The sequence below is a fragment of the Phaeovulum sp. genome (genome assembly GCF_047638075.1).
GTDB lineage: Bacteria > Pseudomonadota > Alphaproteobacteria > Rhodobacterales > Rhodobacteraceae > UBA6197.
Genome location: NZ_JBLJBV010000004.1, coordinates 14,971 through 29,554 on the forward strand (window position 1 = coordinate 14,971; position 14,584 = coordinate 29,554).

Sequence of the window (14,584 nt, forward strand, 5' to 3'; positions counted from 1 at the left end):
GGTGCCAGTTACAAAACGCGATTAGACGATGCTGCAACCGGTTTCTGCAATCGGGCGAACGGTTTCAACTGCCGGCATGGTCGAGATGACCTTGCACAGATCCCAGGGCGCAGTGCTTTCCTCGGGGGCTTTTGCCTGCAACAGATAGGCAGGCAGTTCGGCGCGGCCGTTGGACAAGATGCGGCCAGCTCCAAACGCGTCGTCCTGGGTCTCCATAGCCTTCATCGCGGCCACAACGGCGGCGCCGTCTGCGCGAGAAGCGTCCACACCTAGGGACGCAAGCGCCTTGAGATAATGCGCCGTCACGGCATAGCAGCCCGCGTGAACCATGCCCGGGTAGCTGCCGTCCAGCTTTGGCAGCACGCGTTCGGTCCAGGCGCGGGTCGTGTCGTTCAGGTCCCAGTAGAAGCTGTTCGTGAACAGAAGGTTGCGCATCGTGTCCAGACCGGCTGCGTGCAGATCGTTCAAGAATACGACAAAGGCCGCGGTTTTCATGGTGTCGGTGACGCCAAACTCCGCAGCCTGTTTCAGGCAGGCCAGAAGGTCAGTGCCGCCTAGCGCCAGCCCCAGCGTATCCGCGCCTGATGACTGAGCCGCCAACAGGAAGCTGGCGAAATCCGTCATGCCGATTGGGTAGGCCGAATGGCCGACTACTTCGCCGCCAGCCGCCTGAATAAAGGCGGTGGCTTCGGCCTGAAGTGAGTGGCCAAAGGCGTTGTCGGTGGTGATGAAGTACCACTTCTTGCCACCAGCGCGGACCGTTTCGGTCGCCACGGCCTTGGACAGCATATAGCCGTCATAGGTCCAGTTGACGGTGTTCGGGTTGCACTGCTTTCCGGTGAAGTCGGTTGCGGTGACGGCAACGCCTAGGCAGGGCTTGTTCTTTTCAAAGGCAATCGCGCTGGCAGCCAGACCCACGGCAGAGTTCGGCCCTGCGATCAGCATGTCAACGCCGTCGGTGTCGAACCAGCGACGAGTGATGCCCGCGCCGATATCCGCCTTGTTCTGGTGATCGCCAAAGACCACTTCGACCGGGAAGCCCGGTGCAATATCTGCAATCGCCTGTTCAACGCAGGCAACGCCGTTCGGGCCCATCAGGTCGGTGTAGATCCCGCTGAAATCGGCCAGAACGCCAATCTTGACGGGCTTGCTTTGTGCAAAGGCTGGAAGCGCCGAAACCCCTGCGGCAGCCGCTGCGGTTCCCATGAACATTCGACGTGAAAATTGAGTCATCCGATCCTCCCTGATCATTTATCTTGCTGACATCAGCGCAGACCCGCCCGCCGAAATCGCTTTTTGTGACGATGCGCATCCTTGTCGTATCACGCTTAGCTGTAGTACGTCTCTCCTCCGAGGTTCCGCACACGCCTTTCTGAATACAGAACCCAGGGGTTATCTGACATTCCAGATTAACAAAGGTCGGTATGTGAATTCGTTATGGGCCTGTCGGCCTCGGCTCATATGCGTCGTCCGAGCGCAACCCGACCTTAGTGCAGGAAATATCAGCGATATTCGGGTTGTCCTGCCATGGGGAGCAGGGCGGTCGATAGCACTTGGCTATGGCAGGGCTAAGATTTTGGTATTGGGCAAGACCCGACTGCGCGGTCATTTTGGAATTATCCACGGACTCAACCCCGAGAGCCTTATGACCCTGACAGCACGCCTTGCGGATTTCGCCGTCGGCACATCCCGTGCCGGTATTCCCGCAGCGGTCACGAACCGCGCAAACACCCTAGCGATTGATCTGATAGGCTCTGCCATCCGCGCGGCGCAAGAGGCCGATTCCACGCCTTCGGTGCTGGCCATGATTGAACGACTTGGTTTTTCCGGGGATGGGCCTTGCACGGTGTTCGGGCTAAACCGGCGCTACGGTGCGGCGGCGGCGGCGCTGTTGAACGGCACCTTTGGCCATTCGCTGGATTTCGACGATACCCATGCCAACAGCTCATTGCACCCCAGCGCGCCGGTGGTTCCAGCGGCTTTGGCGGCGGCGGAGCTGACAGGCGCATCGGGGGCCGAGTTTCTGGCCGCCGTGGTCATCGGGTTTGAAACCTGTTGCAGGCTTGGCATGGCGCTGGACCCTACCGCCCATTACGCGCGCGGGTTTCACCCCACAGCCACTGCAGGCACGTTCGGGGCGGCGGCGGCGGCGGGACGGTTGCTGGGGCTTGATGCGTCCGGGATGGAGACGGCGTTCGGCATTGCCGCAAGTCAGGCGTCCGGGTCGCTTCAGTTTCTGGAAAACGGGGCTTGGAACAAGCGCTATCAGGTCGGAGAAGCGGCAATGAAGGGGCTGATGGCCGCCAGCCTTGCCGCCGAAGGGTTCAAGGGCGCGTCACAGGCCATCGAGGGCAAGCACGGGTTTTTGCAAGGTTACAGCGACGCCCCGCAGCCCGCCAAGCTGCTGGAAGGGCTGGGGCAGGTCTGGGAAACGCTGCGCATCGGGGTGAAACCCTACCCCGCCTGCCGCTATACCCATGCTGCGGTGGACGGCCTGCTGACCCTGCGCGCGCAGCATGGCTGGACAGCCAACGATATTGACGCGATCACCGTGGGGCTACACCGCAACGGGGTCGCGCTGGTCGGGGCACCGATTGCGGCCAAACGCAAGGTGCGCTCAATCGTGGACGGGCAGTTTTCGATGCCGTTCGCGGCGGCGGTCGCGCTGTTGCGGGGACGGTTCGGCTGGGACGACTATAACCTTTTGGGCAGCGCTGACGCAGACACCTTGGCCGCGCGGGTCGATGTACGGCAAGACGAGACGCTGGAGGGTCTGCGCCATCCGTTCGGGGCCGTGCTGTCAGTAACCGCCCGCGGTGAAACCCACGCCCTGCGCATCCCCGACCCGTCTGGCGAGCCTGAAACCTTTCCCGACGCCGCCGCGCTGGACCTGAAGTTCCGCACGCTGGCCGGTCCGGTTTTGAACACCACCTGCGATGGCTGGCTTGCCAGGCTCCACGATCTGGGCCGCGCGGGATCGGTCGCGCAGCATTTGCGATGACCAACCGCCGGCCCTATAGCAGTTCGGCATGGATCATAGGCCGCGCAAGCGGTTGACTTGTGGACCTGCCAGCGGAACTTAGGCCCTATCCCGCCCCAAGGGGGCTTCGACACCGAACCAGAGGCTTGCGATGATAAAGACGAAACCCGATGCCTATCAGGACATTCGCGATGCGGTGCGTGCGCTGTGCGCCACCTTTCCCGACGAATACCACCGCAAGATCGATGAGGCGCGCGGCTATCCCGAAGAGTTCGTCGAGGCGCTGACTCGGTCGGGCTGGATGGCGGCGCTGATCCCCGAAGAATACGGCGGGTCAGGGCTGGGGCTGACCGAAGCCTCCGTCATCATGGAGGAAATAAACCGGTCCGGCGGAAACTCGGGTGCCTGCCACGGGCAGATGTACAATATGAACACCTTGGTCCGGCACGGGTCGGAAGAACAGCGCCAGCGGTATCTGCCCAAGATCGCCAGCGGGGAATTGCGCCTGCAATCCATGGGCGTGACCGAACCGACCACCGGCACCGACACCACCAAGATCAAGACCACTGCCGTCAAGAAGGGCGACAAATACGTCATCAACGGCCAGAAGGTCTGGATCAGCCGGGTGCAACATTCCGACCTGATGATCTTACTTGCCCGCACCACGCCGTTGGCGGATGTGGCGAAGAAGTCCGAAGGCCTGTCTATCTTTATCGTCGATATCAAAGAGGCGATGAAAACCGGCATGCAGGTTCGCCCGATCCTGAACATGGTGAACCACGAAACCAACGAGCTGTTCTTTGACAACCTTGAAATCCCCGAAGAAAACCTGATCGGTGAAGAGGGCAAGGGGTTCAAGTACATCCTGACCGGCCTGAACGCCGAACGCGCGCTAATTGCGGCGGAATGCATCGGGGATGGCTTTTGGTTCACCGAACGGGTCAGCAAATATGTGACTGAGCGCAACGTGTTTGGCCGCCCCATCGGCCAGAATCAGGGCGTGCAGTTCCCCATCGCCGAGGCCTATATTGAAATCGAGGCTGCCAATCTAATGCGGTATGAGGCGTGCCGCCTATTCGACTCCAATCAGGAATGTGGCGCGCAGGCAAATATGGCAAAATTTCTGGCCGCCAAGGCAAGCTGGGAAGCCGCGAATGCCTGTTTGCAATTTCACGGCGGGTTCGGCTTTGCCTGCGAATACGATATCGAGCGCAAGTTCCGCGAAACCCGACTGTATCAGGTCGCCCCGATTTCAACCAACCTGATCCTATCCTACATCGCCGAGCATGTCCTTAGCCTGCCAAGGAGCTTTTGATGGGTTTGCCGCTTGCAGGTCTGACGGTCGTTGCAATCGAACAGGCGGTGGCGGCGCCCTTTGCCACCTCGCGTCTGGCCGATGCGGGCGCGCGGGTGATCAAGATCGAACGCCCTGAGGGAGATTTCGCTCGAGGCTATGACGACGTGGCGCTGGGGCAGTCCAGCTATTTCGTCTGGCTGAACCGGGGCAAGGAAACCGTGGCCGCCGATCTGACCAAGCCCGCCGACAAAGCGATGCTGGCCGATCTTCTGACGGGGGCGGATGTGTTAGTGCAGAACCTGAAGCCCGGCGCGCTGGCCCGGTTGGGGTTTGACGCTGACCGGCTCACGCGCGATTACCCCCGGCTGATTTCCTGCGCGATATCCGGGTACGGAGAAACCGGGCCGATGGCTGACCGCAAGGCCTATGATCTGCTGATTCAGGCGGAATCGGGCCTGTGTTCGATCACCGGCGGGCCGGATCAGGCGGCGCGTGTCGGCATTTCCATCGTGGATATCGCAACTGGGGCCACCGCACATGCGGCCATTCTAGAGGCCCTGATCCAGCGCGGGATTACCGGGCGGGGGGTCAATATCTCGATCTCGATGTTTGATGTGATGGCTGATTGGCTGACCGTGCCCCTGTTGAACCACGAAGGTGGCAAATCCCCCCGGCGGGTCGGTTTGGCGCATCCGTCTATCGCGCCCTACGGTGTGTTTTCGTGCAAGGGCGGCGCGCAGGTGCTGATCGCCATTCAAAACGACCGCGAATGGCAGGGTTTCGCGACCCATTTCCTTGGGGCGCCAGATATGGCCACCGATCCGCGCTTTGCCAGCAACGTCGCACGAGTGGTGAACCGGGCCGAAACCGATGCGCTGGTGGCGGCGGCGTTTTCGTACCGTGATCTGGGGCAGGCGACCGAGGCCATCCTGCGGGCCAATGTGGCCTTTGCGTCGGTCAATGACATGGCGGGGCTGTCGCGGCATCCGCATCTGCGCCGGATCACCGTGGACACGCCGAACGGGCCGGTCAGCATGCCCGCACCCGGCGCGATCTTTGCCGGCGAGGACCGCGCTTTGGGTGCCGTTCCCGCATTGCCGGGGGCATCCGCATGACGGCGCTGGACATCGACCACCTGCGCCATTGGATCGGGCGCACAGAACAGGCGGCCGAGGTGGTAACCCCGGCGTTGGTACAGCGCTATAACGCAACCTTTGACCGGGCAGGGGTCGTTGTGCAGGGGGCGATCGCGCCCTTGATGCTGCATCTGTGCCTTGCCCAGCCTGCCACGCCGACGGCATCGTTGGGCGAGGACGGGCATCCGGCGCGCGGGGGGTTCTTGCCGCCTGTGCCCTTGCCGCGCCGCATGTGGGCGGGGGGCGCCTTGGAATTCACCGATGATATCCGCATCGGCGAGGCGGTGCGCCGGGTGTCCAACATCCGCGATGTCACGCTGAAGGAAGGCCGCAGCGGCGCGCTGTGCTTTGTCACCGTGGATCATGCGATCTACAGCGGCGCGCGTCCGGTGATCCGCGAAAGACAAGACATCGTTTTTCGCGCGGCGGAACAGCCCGGCGCAGCCAAGCCCCCTGTCCCGGCACCCACCCCGATGGGCGCGTTTCACCGCAGCGTCACGCCGTCAGCCGCTTTGCTGTTTCGCTATTCCGCACTGACGTTCAACGGGCACCGCATCCACTATGATCTGGCCTATGCGCGGGACGTTGAAGCCTATCCCGGGCTGGTGGTCCACGGGCCGATGCAGGCCGCGATGCTGGTGCTTTATGCTCAGGATCTGCGCGGCAAGCGCCCGGCGCGGTTCAGCTTTCGCAGCCTGTCGCCGGTGTTCGATACAGATGATTTCACGCTGAACGCCGACGAGGATGCCGGCGCGCTGCGGCTTTGGGTGAGGCGTGCCGATGGGGCTGTCGCGATGGAGGCGCGGGCGGAATGGTAAAGATCGGCGCGATAGCCTGCCCGCTGTTTGTACCTGCCTACCGCCCCGAGCGATTACCGTCGATGGCACGCGACTGAAAGCTGTAAACAGCGGCCAGCGCAACTTCACAAAGAGCGAGCTGGCCAAAGCCATGACTGAGAGTGATGAGCGGCTTGCCCGCTAGCCTACAATATCCGCCGCGCCTTGACCCTCGTCGGTGTAACCGGGGCCCCATGCCCGCCATCAGCGCCTCAGGGGGCTCTTGCCTGCCATTTAGGAGCTAAAACCGACCCAAAATCCCCCAGAAAGCCATTCCCCGGAGTTTTTACAGCCAGAATGTCTAAACTGGGCCAAAATACAAATGGCCAACCGAAAATCCTATTTTGCGCCTTGAGGAGGCGAATTTCCATAATAGTCTGGAGAGTTTTAAAATGCTTATGAAGGTTGGCTACCCCATACGATTGATGGTCGTGCTCCCCTCCGTTGTTTCAGATCTTTGCAGCATCGCGCTTGTGTTTCAGATGGGTGTGGTAGCGATGATATAGTCCATACAGTCAGGGCTGGAATTGCATCTCCTTGGTCAAGCCGATAATGCGCGGGACAATACTTCCTTTCCCGAGGGCAGGCAGCTGATGCCACCAGAAACCACCAAGTCCAGCTACTGGCAGGGTATGCGCGCTGGCGCACCCTTTATCCTTGTGATTGCGCCTTTCTCGATACTCTTCGGAGTCGTCGCGACAGAAGCCGGGTTCACCCTGCTAGAGACGTTTTCCTATTCGTTCTTTGTTGTGGCAGGCGCGTCGCAATTCACCGCCGTGCAACTCCTCTCTGAGCACGCGCCAACCCTGATAGTGATTGCAACATCGCTGGCCGTGAATTTGCGTATGGCAATGTATTCCGCGTCGCTGACGCCGCATTTGGGGAAGGCCCCTATGAGTATGCGGGCGCTGGTGGCCTATCTGATGGTCGATCAGGTTTATGCGAGCGCGATTCTGGCATATGAGAAACACCCCGAATGGAGCATTGCCCAAAAGCTGGCGTATTATTTTGGCGTGAGTTCGTCCATCATTCCGCTTTGGCTGGCCTTTACTATGGTTGGCGCAATCGCAGGCAGCGCGATTCCAGCTGGATTTGCGCTCGATTTTGCGGTGCCGATCACATTTCTGGCGATGGTCGCGCCGATGTTGCGCAGCATTGCGCATGTTGCTGCGGCTTTTGTGGCCATAGCCGCATCGCTGATGCTGGCCTCTGTTCCCTATAGCCTTGGTCTGTTGATTGCGGGGGCGGTGGGTATGATTGTTGGCGCACAGGTCGAGTTGCTTATGTCAAGCAAGGCGGCGGCATGAAAGATGTCGCCACACCAGACATCTGGATCGTACTGGTCTGCCTCGCCGCAGGCAGCTTTGCACTGCGCTTTATTTTTCTAGGAATTGTCGGGGATCGCGCAATGCCGCCCTGGGTGCTGCGGCACCTGCGCTACACGGCTGTTGCGGTGCTGCCTGCGCTCGTGGCTCCGATGGTGGCCTGGCCTCCGGCGACGGGCGGCGCGCTTGATGCGCCGCGTATGTTGGCGGCGGCAGCGACGCTTATCGCAGGCATTGTGACCCGTAATGTGCTGGCTGCGATCCTGTCAGGCGGGGTAACACTTTATCTGATGCTCTATCTGCTGGGATAAAGCCTATCGCAAAACGCGAAGAGGCGCCCCTTGCAGCGCGGTTCCAGTCTGAAACTGTAGATCAACCGATGGTGGCGGCTCTGACGTCTTCGTCGAAATAGGCAGATACTGTCGCTAAGATGCGTCAAGAAGGCGTTACCCCACAGCAATCCGTATAGCTACCATGTCTATTAGTCTCGCCTAAACTGTCACAGAATGCCAGAATCCACCGTTTGTGGCGGGCTGTAAGAAATAGTGGCCGCGCGACAGCGGACATCGGGGTCCTGTTCCCCGCCCTGTCTCCTTTCTACGGTGCGCCAAACAGAGATTTGCCGTGGCGATCGAGCAGGACCCCCACCTCTGTCAGCATGGCGGGGAGCGGCGTAGTGGAGGAGATCACGAACGCGAGGTCCTTACGCTCAAAAAGCGCTATGCACAGCTCGTCCGGGTTGTGTCGTGAGCAGAACAGGATGCCGTCCGGAACGGCCGGATGATCAAAGAGAGCATCCGACCAGGCACCGCAGGGATCATACGGACCTGTCGATAGCGCCGCGGTCGTCCCGAGCCGGGACAGGTCGTTCCCGGTGGCGGACACCAAACGCAGATCGCGATCGGCACGGAGCGTTGAGAGACTTCTGTCCCGAATTTCTGAGTAGTCGACGGTGAGCCTCTGGGGCTGACGCAGAAGCGTTTCGATCATCGCCGCGTCCGGACCCGGGGCGACATACAGAACGCCGAAGCGTCCGCTGATACTGTCGAAGCGGTACGCGGGCGGGTTCCCGGCCCCGGGCCCGAAGAAGATGGGGTAGTGATGAGACCTATGCACCCGATAAAGGGGCTCCCCTGCGGCCACCACCCGGATCGGGAGATCACGAACGCTCAGATCCGCAGGAGGGAGCGGAGCGGACCCTGTCGGCCCCCTAGGCGCGACGCTCATGCGAACCCGTCGCCTCCGGCCTGCGCGATGTGACGCGCGATGGCTTGCTCGTCCTTCTCCTGCATCGCCTGAAGAAGGGTACGGCCCCTCAACGCCTCGTCCGGAGCGAGCAGGATGTCCAAGATAACCCAAGGGTCCTTCTCGGCATGCGCATTAAGGATACTCTCCAAGCCGAAAAGAACCTCTCCCCCGTCGAACTGGAGAGCAGGATAGGACCAGTCCGAGCCCATTCGCAGGGCGAGGAGCTTGTGCGCTTTCCGTCGCTTGTCTATCGCCTGACGCTTGATCCCTAGCAGTTCTTCGACCTGTGAGCTCGACAGCATTTCACCGGCCATCTGCCTTAGCCTGTCGCGGTGATCGATGGATCGACCAACCGCACCAGCAAGCGGATCGATCCCCCGCGAGGGTTCCGACACGCGCGGGTCACTCAGGGCGCGCACCAAGGCTCCGAAATCGGAGGGTGCGGAGATGGTCGACATGATCAGATCGTTCGGCATTTTTTGGACCAGTTGCTCCACCGCACGCACATAGCGCAGTAGAAGAGCCCTGTGCATTTGATCACCAGAGACCAGCTCGGCCACAGACTGCAAAAGATCATCAGGTGAGGGATTTCCGGTGACTGCGTATTCTACATATGCCTCTGGTAGCTCAACTGAGAGCTGCCTGATCCACCCTTCCGACTGCTTGATAAACTGTTCACGAGCCGGTGAGGCCCGCTTCTTACGCCCTTGAGTGGACCGCCCTGCGTAGCCGGGTTCATTGGGGACTGTGATGATCATCGCGCCCTCCCAAACTGGTTGCTTTTGTACATATAGATCAAGCATCTTACAAAAGCAACCACCCATGCGCATCTCTCACTCATCTCGATCCGCCCTCGAATACGCCCGCATGATGCGCGGGGGCTCGGCCCGGTCCGTTTTAGGTCCCAGGCCAGCTGCGGCAGCCCGGATTTGCGAAAATCTGAAACGCGATCGTTTTTCGCACCCCTGCGCGGCTGAGACACTCGAAGAACCTGATCCCCTATTGCTTGGCGCGCTGACGGCTGGAGCGTTTGCGAAAATCAACCTTGGGCAATGCCACATGTTTTGCCAGCAGCCAAAAAGGGTCATCGGCGTTAGGAATGTCTGGCGCACTCAGGAAATAACGCTGGAAATCCGGATGGGTTCACGCAATGCAGATGATCAGAATTGCGCGACCGAAGGGTCAGCGCAAAAGCCCCTTCAACGAGCCGGTTCCGCAGGCCGGCGTCGCTCACCAGCCTCGCAAACCATATGGACAGCAGCCGACGCGCCATTCCAGTTTACAAGCCAATCGCCAATAGCGCCTTGTTTGTTCTTTTTAAGAGTCCATTGATGCAGAGTCGAACCCGCTTGTGCGCTGGCCTGCTGTTCACACGACCAGCGGGTTTCGGTGGCATTGCTGCCCGCATCGGTTTGGATCAGCAGCAACCCGGTGGTGCGCCCCGCCTCCGCTGCCAGCTGAAAGCGTCGGCCAGCGGTTAAGGAGAGCGGCTGTGACGGCTCTGCGATAACCAGCGCCACGGGTGCCGCGCGCAGGGTTTCTTCGATGCACCACAGCAGATCAATCTCACTTGTCGGGCGCAGCAGGTGCAACCGTTCCCCGATACCCTGCGGCAGACCGCGCAGCATTGGTATCTCAGGCGCATGGGCGGGCGAGATCCAGACCAGAGTACCGGGGTGGTGGATGGCCTGAAACCATGCAAATGCGCGCCGTCCCCGGCCCTCGGCCTCATGTACGCGGCGCTGGCGCAGGCCGAAAGGATCACCGGGGCTCGGCTCAGCCCGCATCTGTCCGTTCTCCCTCGGCCACGATCTGCAACATCCCGTCCGGCAGAGGACGCTGGAGCTTCAACGCTTCCTCAGTCGGGGCCGTCAGCCATTGCCGCCAATCCGCAGGCTTCGTCAGGATCACCGGCATCGCTTTGGGATGGACAGGCGCGACTTCCGCATTGGGCGGGCAGGTCAAAAAACCGAACAGCTCTGCGGTGACTTCGCCTTCTTTGAGCTTGCGCACCGAGGTCCATTCGGTACGTAGCCCTGCGAAAAACGCCAGAGGTCTTTCAGCCCCAAGCGCAAACCAAACCGGATGGTTGCGCGGCGCGCCGGGCCGCTGATCGATCTCGGAAAAGCTGGTGAAGGGCACAAGGCAGCGATGCTCCACCCCCAGCCAGCGCCGCCAATGCGGCGAGGCCACATTGCGGATATTGGTCACGCCGGAATCGGTGCGCTTACCTTTGAGGAACGTTTCTGGCGTTGGCATGCCCCAACGGGTCTTGCTCAACTGCCAGCCACCCTGCGGCCTATGTCGGATGATAGGTGCTGCATAATCCGGCCAGATCCCGGTTTGCGCGGGCAGGTTGCCGGTCAGGTCCTCGAACGCCTCATCGCCGATCAGCATGTCGTCAAACACATGCCGCATCGCATCTTGGCTCTTGGTCTGGGAGTATAAATTACACATCAGCTGATCCGGCCCCAGTTGGAGGATGATCTGGAACGTTACCAGAACACGGGCGGTGGGGAAAGCCTGGGCTGGCAAGGTGTACGCAGTTTTATGGGGAGCGGAGCACCGCGAGGCGCCATCGGACGCCATCATCTGACAGCGAATCGCCCTGCCGGAATTGCGGCCAGGCCAGCACCCATGCCGGGAACACACCCTAAACCGATCTAAAATACGCGTTTGCCGCCTGCGCAATGGGTCCAAGTGCATGATCTGTAACCTAAGAAATCGCGAAAAACATATTACTCAAATTCTGCGAAAATTGCTCGAAACGCTATTGCGCGCTGCAACGTCCAAAGCCGCTAAACCCTTGGGGCGCCTGCAAAGCGTGTGATCCTGACGGTCGGTGAAGCATGAAAGAATTCGCTTTGCGAAAAAGTTCAAAAAGCGACGCCTCATGGGAGGTGGTTTTTTTACATTTCAAATCAGGTACTTGCAATCGATGCGAAGTTTCGGCTAGCCTTTGGACATGACATCTTCCGGAGCACAGGCATGATCAATATTTACTCCACCGCTTAGCCCGTTCTGAGGCTGGAAGAACAGCGATTCAGACCCCGTCTCTTCACTTTCAAAGCCACAGATGACCCGGCGCCGCCGGGAATAATAAAGCTGGTCCATTTGGTCTCTGGCGGACCCAAGCCTCTCACAACAAGGCAAATCAACATGACGCATCTGATCATTCTTCACCAAAACGGTCGCGCGACGGCGAATCCTTGTGCAGCCCGCTCTCGACCGCCTTTGATCAGGCGGGGGAACGGTGTCGCGATAAGGCGGATGGCCGCGCGCATGCTGGTTTACCCCGGTGAGATCGAGGGGCCGACAGGCGCCGGGCTTGCCGATGTCTGCGTCCGGGAGGGCTGATGATGGACCCGAACGCCAAAGACCTCGCCTATCTCGACCTGCTTCGAACGGCTGTCCCGCCTGAAGCTGTCCCGAGCCAGTCCAATCCGGGTCATGTTTTGGATGCGCTTCCGCTAGACGTGCAAACGGCGTTCCGGGAGGTCTATCCAATGCCGGGTTTGTCGGTGACGCAGGGAAAAACCTCTATCCCTGCCTCCACTTGGAAGCGGTTTACCCAGGATCAAACCGAGATGGTTATGCGGCGCATGCGCGAACGCTCGCTGGCGCTGGCGGCGCGTAGACCGGGCCCCGATGCCCTTGATGATGCGCCGGTCATGGCGCACTGGATTGTGGTGTACGATCCTGCCGGGGACGGGTTGCTCCTCCTCGGGACACCAACGGGTCATCCCTATTGCGTCGGACCGCTCACCCGCAGCTCCCGGCTCTGTGGCCTGGCGCCGGACGGCACTTGGGCGCGCAGCACATCGCGGTGGTACCGTCTGACACAGGCTGCAAGTTTTGCGGAGATGCTGGCCCGCCATGGTGACAAGATCGCGGCTGCACAGCGCCTCGTGCTGACCATTCATCAGGCCCGGGCGATCCTTGGCGCAGAGCAGGCGGCGCCGGAGAGATGCCAATAATGACCATGTCCCGACGCACTTGGGCGTTTGCGCCGATACAACTGCGCTGCGCGGCGCATAGCAAAAGACCCAAACCTATCGGCAGGCCGGGCGTTCAGGGTGTGCCACCCGGTCGACGCCTTCACCAGCTGTCCGTGATTGAGGAGATCGTCACATGAACATAAACCCAAAAGTGTTGGCCATTGCTGATCTGCATCTCGACATTTGGTTGATCAAAGGGCGCGATCCGCTCACCTCCTTTGATCCAGACTTCCTGGCCTCGCTGGATGCGCTGATCATCGCGGGCGATCTGTCAAACAAACCAAAGGTACGCTGGCCCAAAATGCTGGCGCATCTCGCGCGCTATGTGCCGACGGAGCGTATCTACCTGTTCCCCGGCAATCATGATTACTATGATCATGTGCTGAATGGCGACGACCGTCTGGCCGCGATCTGTGAGGACGCCGGCGCCAACTTTGCGCAAAAACAGGTTTTGCAGTTTGGCGGCTGCCGCTACCTGTGCTGCACCCTTTGGACCGATTTTGCCCTGACAGGCGCCACCGAGGCCTGCATGTATCAGGCCAGCCAAGCCATGAATGATTACCATTACATCCGATGGGCGGCCGGCGGCGCGTTTCGCAAGATCACCCCGATTGATGTGCTCCGAACCCATACCGATCACCGCGCATGGCTTGAGGCGCGATTGGCCGAACCCTTTGCGGGGCGTACCATTGTTGTGACCCATCACGCGCCCTTGGCGGATTGCATAACCGACGACTCTCCCGTGCATGCCGCCTACGCTTCCGATTTGTCCCAGCTGATCGAAACCTACCAGCCGGATGAGTGGCTCTTCGGGCATACCCATCATCAGATTGCGTTCCAGCACGGCAAGACCCGCCTGCGCAACATCTCGCTTGGGTATCCGTGGGAGGTGACGGCGGCCAGCGAAACGGAGGTTCTGGCGCGGTTGGCGGGATTTGTTTGAAGAATGGGAGGCTCACGTAACTTCTGCTCAATCTTCGGGCTGAGCTTCATACACAAAGTTTAGGACACAAAAGCGATCGGTGTTAGGGTCAACTTTGATTGATCAACGCCCAAGCCAAGGCTTCAAGTGAAGGCATCGAGAAGCGTTCCGGTTCATCCCCGCGCATGCGGGGAACGGATGCTGTGGATTATGCGGAGGTACGCTAATGGCGGTTCATCCCCGCGCATGCGGGGAACGGTTGCAGCGCCTCCGCCATTGCCCCCTCCAATTCGGTTCACCCCCTCGCATTCGGGGAACGGTGCCAACTCCCAGCCGGAGGTATCAACCTCGACGGTTCATCCCCGCGCATGCGGGGAACGGTTTGTGACGCGGTGCAGGTGTTCAACCAGAAACGGTTCATCCCCGCGCATGCGGGGAACGGGGCAGTAGCGCCGGGGTTGGTTAGCCGATCATCGGTTCATCCCCGCGCATGCGGGGAACGGTTGATACCGTGTCAATTCTAAATACGCCATTCCGGTTCATCCCCGCGCATGCGGGGAACGGACGGTTTGGAGTAGGGGTGCTTAGCGGATCAACGGTTCATCCCCGCACATGCGGGGAACGGTCCGCGCCCAGGCGTGCCGTGGCCACCGAGTTCGGTTCATCCCCGCGCATGCGGGGAACGGCAGCCCACGGTCTGCATCGTGTCGTAGCCCTGCGGTTCATCCCCGCGCATGCGGGGAACGGGCCTTGTGCTGGAATAGCGGATCAGCATCACGCGGTTCATCCGTAAGCGGTCGCTGGGGACCACGGGTAGCTTATCTTGATGGCGTGAAGTTCCA

Annotated in this window: 13 protein-coding genes and 1 CRISPR repeat array; of the genes, 8 read left to right on the plus strand and 5 right to left on the minus strand. The window is 60.5% G+C overall.

Going from position 1 to position 14,584, the window contains the following annotated elements; translation table 11 throughout:
* Window positions 1-21 precede the first annotated feature (21 nt).
* Entirely contained in the window at window positions 22-1,233 is a 1,212-nt protein-coding gene (locus ACM62R_RS00630; RefSeq protein WP_415182136.1) for an ABC transporter substrate-binding protein, read from the minus strand.
* A 412-nt stretch (window positions 1,234-1,645) separates the two neighbouring features.
* On the opposite strand from ACM62R_RS00630, the gene ACM62R_RS00635 reads away from it, so the two are divergent.
* The 6 genes from ACM62R_RS00635 (at window position 1,646) to ACM62R_RS00660 (ending at window position 7,885) form a co-directional block, all read left to right on the plus strand.
* A complete protein-coding gene (locus tag ACM62R_RS00635) occupies window positions 1,646-3,001 on the plus strand; it encodes an MmgE/PrpD family protein (protein WP_415182137.1) in 1,356 nt (451 codons plus the stop codon).
* Window positions 3,002-3,131: 130 nt separating this feature from the next.
* Entirely contained in the window at window positions 3,132-4,295 is a 1,164-nt protein-coding gene (locus ACM62R_RS00640) for an acyl-CoA dehydrogenase family protein (protein WP_415182138.1), read from the plus strand.
* A complete protein-coding gene (locus ACM62R_RS00645) occupies window positions 4,295-5,392 on the plus strand; it encodes a CaiB/BaiF CoA transferase family protein (RefSeq protein ID WP_415182139.1) in 1,098 nt (365 codons plus the stop codon). The genes ACM62R_RS00640 and ACM62R_RS00645 overlap by 1 nt, the downstream gene beginning before the upstream one ends.
* Entirely contained in the window at window positions 5,389-6,231 is an 843-nt protein-coding gene (locus ACM62R_RS00650) for a MaoC family dehydratase N-terminal domain-containing protein (RefSeq protein WP_415182140.1), read from the plus strand. Before ACM62R_RS00645 ends, ACM62R_RS00650 begins: the two co-directional genes overlap by 4 nt.
* A gap of 611 nt (window positions 6,232-6,842) precedes the next feature.
* Entirely contained in the window at window positions 6,843-7,556 is a 714-nt protein-coding gene (locus ACM62R_RS00655; protein WP_415182141.1) for an AzlC family ABC transporter permease, read from the plus strand.
* Window positions 7,553-7,885 (plus strand): AzlD domain-containing protein, encoded by a 333-nt coding sequence (locus tag ACM62R_RS00660; RefSeq protein WP_415182142.1) that lies wholly within the window; start codon window positions 7,553-7,555, stop codon window positions 7,883-7,885. Before ACM62R_RS00655 ends, ACM62R_RS00660 begins: the two co-directional genes overlap by 4 nt.
* 286 nt (window positions 7,886-8,171) lie before the next feature.
* Here ACM62R_RS00660 and ACM62R_RS00665 read toward each other — a convergent pair whose 3' ends face one another.
* The 4 genes from ACM62R_RS00665 to ACM62R_RS00680 form a co-directional block, all read right to left on the minus strand.
* The gene (locus tag ACM62R_RS00665) at window positions 8,172-8,801 is read right to left on the minus strand and encodes an RES family NAD+ phosphorylase (RefSeq protein WP_415182143.1); all 630 of its coding nucleotides are present in this window, start codon (window positions 8,799-8,801) and stop codon (window positions 8,172-8,174) included.
* Window positions 8,798-9,580, minus strand: a complete 783-nt coding sequence (locus ACM62R_RS00670; protein ID WP_415182144.1) for a hypothetical protein — start codon at window positions 9,578-9,580, stop codon at window positions 8,798-8,800. Before ACM62R_RS00670 ends, ACM62R_RS00665 begins: the two co-directional genes overlap by 4 nt.
* A gap of 441 nt (window positions 9,581-10,021) precedes the next feature.
* Window positions 10,022-10,609 carry an ImuA family protein gene (locus ACM62R_RS00675; protein WP_415182145.1) on the minus strand — a complete coding sequence of 196 codons (588 nt, stop codon included), beginning with the start codon at window positions 10,607-10,609 and terminating at the stop codon, window positions 10,022-10,024.
* Window positions 10,599-11,414, minus strand: coding sequence for an SOS response-associated peptidase (locus ACM62R_RS00680; protein ID WP_415182146.1), 816 nt, complete (start codon window positions 11,412-11,414; stop codon window positions 10,599-10,601). Before ACM62R_RS00680 ends, ACM62R_RS00675 begins: the two co-directional genes overlap by 11 nt.
* A gap of 764 nt (window positions 11,415-12,178) precedes the next feature.
* On the opposite strand from ACM62R_RS00680, the gene ACM62R_RS00685 reads away from it, so the two are divergent.
* Window positions 12,179-12,799: a DUF6634 family protein gene (locus ACM62R_RS00685; RefSeq protein WP_415182147.1), complete on the plus strand. Its 621-nt coding sequence runs from the start codon at window positions 12,179-12,181 to the stop codon at window positions 12,797-12,799.
* A 154-nt stretch (window positions 12,800-12,953) separates the two neighbouring features.
* On the plus strand, window positions 12,954-13,763 hold the full coding sequence (locus ACM62R_RS00690) for a metallophosphoesterase (protein ID WP_415182148.1): 810 nt from the start codon (window positions 12,954-12,956) through the stop codon (window positions 13,761-13,763).
* Window positions 13,764-13,911: 148 nt separating this feature from the next.
* A CRISPR array of direct repeats spans window positions 13,912-14,489; the repeat unit is 29 nt; unit sequence CGGTTCATCCCCGCGCATGCGGGGAACGG.
* Window positions 14,490-14,584: the final 95 nt, after the last annotated feature.

Bases quoted from the DNA above. Each gene is read 5' to 3' on its own strand.
- ACM62R_RS00665 (WP_415182143.1), bottom strand. From the start codon at position 8,801: ATGAGCGTCGCGCCTAGGGGGCCGACAGGGTCCGCTCCGCTCCCTCCT.
- ACM62R_RS00640 (WP_415182138.1), top strand. From the start codon at position 3,132: ATGATAAAGACGAAACCCGATGCCTATCAGGACATTCGCGATGCGGTG.
- ACM62R_RS00690 (WP_415182148.1), top strand. From the start codon at position 12,954: ATGAACATAAACCCAAAAGTGTTGGCCATTGCTGATCTGCATCTCGAC.
- ACM62R_RS00630 (WP_415182136.1), bottom strand. From the start codon at position 1,233: ATGACTCAATTTTCACGTCGAATGTTCATGGGAACCGCAGCGGCTGCC.
- ACM62R_RS00670 (WP_415182144.1), bottom strand. From the start codon at position 9,580: ATGATCATCACAGTCCCCAATGAACCCGGCTACGCAGGGCGGTCCACT.
- ACM62R_RS00660 (WP_415182142.1), top strand. From the start codon at position 7,553: ATGAAAGATGTCGCCACACCAGACATCTGGATCGTACTGGTCTGCCTC.
- ACM62R_RS00650 (WP_415182140.1), top strand. From the start codon at position 5,389: ATGACGGCGCTGGACATCGACCACCTGCGCCATTGGATCGGGCGCACA.
- ACM62R_RS00685 (WP_415182147.1), top strand. From the start codon at position 12,179: ATGATGGACCCGAACGCCAAAGACCTCGCCTATCTCGACCTGCTTCGA.
- ACM62R_RS00655 (WP_415182141.1), top strand. From the start codon at position 6,843: ATGCCACCAGAAACCACCAAGTCCAGCTACTGGCAGGGTATGCGCGCT.
- ACM62R_RS00680 (WP_415182146.1), bottom strand. From the start codon at position 11,414: ATGATGGCGTCCGATGGCGCCTCGCGGTGCTCCGCTCCCCATAAAACT.
- ACM62R_RS00635 (WP_415182137.1), top strand. From the start codon at position 1,646: ATGACCCTGACAGCACGCCTTGCGGATTTCGCCGTCGGCACATCCCGT.
- ACM62R_RS00645 (WP_415182139.1), top strand. From the start codon at position 4,295: ATGGGTTTGCCGCTTGCAGGTCTGACGGTCGTTGCAATCGAACAGGCG.
- ACM62R_RS00675 (WP_415182145.1), bottom strand. From the start codon at position 10,609: ATGCGGGCTGAGCCGAGCCCCGGTGATCCTTTCGGCCTGCGCCAGCGC.